The sequence below is a fragment of the Paenibacillus sp. A3 genome (assembly GCF_001399685.1).
Classification (GTDB): domain Bacteria; phylum Bacillota; class Bacilli; order Paenibacillales; family NBRC-103111; genus Paenibacillus_G.
In genome coordinates, this window is record NZ_JTHN01000205.1 from 1 (window position 1) to 2,649 (window position 2,649).

The window sequence follows — 2,649 nt, forward strand, 5'->3', positions numbered from 1 at the left end:
TCCTGTAAATCGATATTGTGCATCAAGATAATCTACGGTCAGATTTACTTTTGCATTTGCCAGACTCTCTACGAAAATACGACTGCTTGCCGTATATGTCTTTCCCGGCTCTATCTTCGTATCTTGGAATACATTTATTTGGTTATGCAGTCCCAGACCGGAACCCGTAATCTTCTGCGCATGTTGACCGGAAGACGCATGATGTGCTACAACTTCGTACTCGCCAGTTATTCCTTGGTCCTTGTTGCCGTGCCAGCCATCAGCGAAGCCGCTTGTCCCTGTCTTTAGTTCAAAATTGGCATTTGCAAGCATATTGCCATCAGGATCATAGCGCAGGCTTGTCTGATCAAAATAGACCGTACCCGAGCCGTTATTGTCCGTTCCCATCAACACGAGCCATACGCGTGCGTATACTGCATTTGCAGGAGCTTGACCCGTAACGGAAAGGGTAAAGAATCCACCGCCCGTGGTTGTATTCTGGGAAGTCTCAAAATGAGTTCCTGTAAATCGATATTGTTCATCAAGATAATCTACGGTCAGATTTACTTTTGCATTCGTCAAGCTCTCTACAAAAATACGACTGCTTGCCGTATACGTCTTTCCCGGCTCTATCTTCACGTCTTGGAAGACATTTATTTGATTATGTAGCCCCAGACCCGAACCCGTAATCTTCTGCGCACGTTGACCAGAAGACGCATGATGAGCTACAACTTCATACTCGCCAGTTATTCCTTGGTCTTTGTTACCTTGCCAGCCATCAGCTAGTCCGCTTGTTCCCGTATTTACCTCAAAACTGGCATTTGTAAGCATGTTATCTGTTAGATTTTTTCTTATTAAGCCCCCATTTAAATCATAATCGTAATAGATGGTTCCGTACGAATTGGTAGCCTCCACCAACTGACCTTTATGATTATACAGATATTTTGTTTCTCCATTAGCTGCCCGTATTGATGAAGCATAAGCGATCATGAATATGAAACATAGGAGAATCGAAACCATTCTTTTTAGCATAACTACCTCCCCATAGAAACTTTTGATATTTAATACATGCAGATTTTCCCTGCTAAATTATACCTTCGTCAGGCGATATCTGTATATAGAAGAAAAGGATTACAATGCAAATACTAATAGTAACGTTTTCACTTCAGTGTATGAAAAAGGCAGGCGTTCAAAAGTCTTTCTTAAACAACCATATACAATACTTTCCGGTACCGCTATAATTTAAAAGAAAATTCCTCTATAGTCCGAGGGTTAGTCGAATTGTGGTTCTTAGAATTTTGGTTAGGTTATTCAACGATACTTATGACCTTACCCTTTCCTACTACCCTACCACCATAATTTAGTTTAAACTTATAGCTGGGCACTATAATTTCCGAATAAATTTCTCCATAAGGTAAACGAATAGTAACCAAATACTCTTTACCCCTTTGGAATATTTGGTCATTATCATCAGCTAGAATTTCACACATTATCAGATCATCTTCTACAGCAAATGAAGGACTCATTCCTGAGCGTCCGTCTCGTTTCATGCCTCCATCAGCTTCTTCTAATAGAATGATTTCTGCAATTGCCACTAGCATTTACAAGTCCTCCTTTAGAACTCATGAGTTATTGATCCTACAATAGAATTGTTGAACAAATCAAGCATTTCAGGCTGGACAGTTACTGAACCACTTTTCAGTATATGCTTATCTACTGGTGTAAGATCAAGATGATTTAATAACTCTTTAGGAACATTTACTTTTACAATTGCGGCTGTATCTTTAAAATGATCTGTTAAGTTCAACAACTCATCAAACGACCTTGAGAATTGTTTTCCGTCATAACCTCTTCCTAATGGGTCAGGTCTAAATGCTCCTGTTTTCATTATATCGTCGAATTCGGCTGGGCTAACAGCACGAAATAAAGGAACTAATTCTGTAGTTTCTTTGGCAGCTTGTTTTACAACCTTTGAAGTCTCAGCTACATTTTTTGCTGCTTCTCTAGCAGTCGATGCCCCCCCTTTGTCTGGTGCAAGTATCATGGAAAAAGCGTATAAAGCAATTTTATATCTATCGTCTGGGTGTACATTATTGCTCAACGCAAGTGAACCTAATTCAGATACTGTCATCTCTCTAAGAGGTTTTGTATAGGTGTATCCGCTTCTTTCGAAGGATCCTAAATCATTCTCATATCCACATCCATCTTCGCCGGGAATACAATGACCACTCGGATCTGTAAACCTTAAAGGATTATTCTTGACATACGTATAAAGATTCAAACTCAGCGGATTGCTAATATCCCCTTCATACGTATCCTAGTTGATAAAGCGGCTCATCCCAAGTAAAAGGGCAACAACTGTTTTCCAATTGCCGCCCAATATCGTCCTACTTGTTTTGTATATATTTTTGGAATTATGTAAGGTATCAGATTTTTGACAACGTTGACTAGCTTATGCTGCCTCATCTCCCTACTGCCATCTCGATTAACCCTTTGAAAACATAAATTTCAGCGATTCCATGAAGCTCTTTGATACATTGCCCGATCCTCCGCCGCTTAAGCAATTAAAAAATTTTTCTTTTTTATCTGACGATACGTGTCCATTATGCTTATAGCATCTTTCCCATCAAATTCGTTGTTATTTAGCGTTTTCTTCTCCGTACCACAATC

At 39.6% G+C, this 2,649-nt stretch carries 3 protein-coding genes; all 3 read right to left on the minus strand.

Annotated elements, in window-relative coordinates:
- A partial coding sequence (locus QJ48_RS27960; protein WP_157261775.1) for a carbohydrate binding domain-containing protein occupies positions 1–1,011 on the minus strand: 1,011 nt, incomplete at its 3' end.
- A gap of 275 nt (positions 1,012–1,286) precedes the next feature.
- Positions 1,287–1,580 carry a hypothetical protein gene (locus QJ48_RS27965; protein WP_054976666.1) on the minus strand — a complete coding sequence of 98 codons (294 nt, stop codon included), beginning with the start codon at positions 1,578–1,580 and terminating at the stop codon, positions 1,287–1,289.
- Positions 1,581–1,594: 14 nt separating this feature from the next.
- Complete coding sequence (locus tag QJ48_RS38370; protein ID WP_237763083.1) at positions 1,595–2,260, minus strand: hypothetical protein; 666 nt, start codon at positions 2,258–2,260, stop codon at positions 1,595–1,597.
- Between the last annotated feature and the right edge of the window lie 389 nt (positions 2,261–2,649).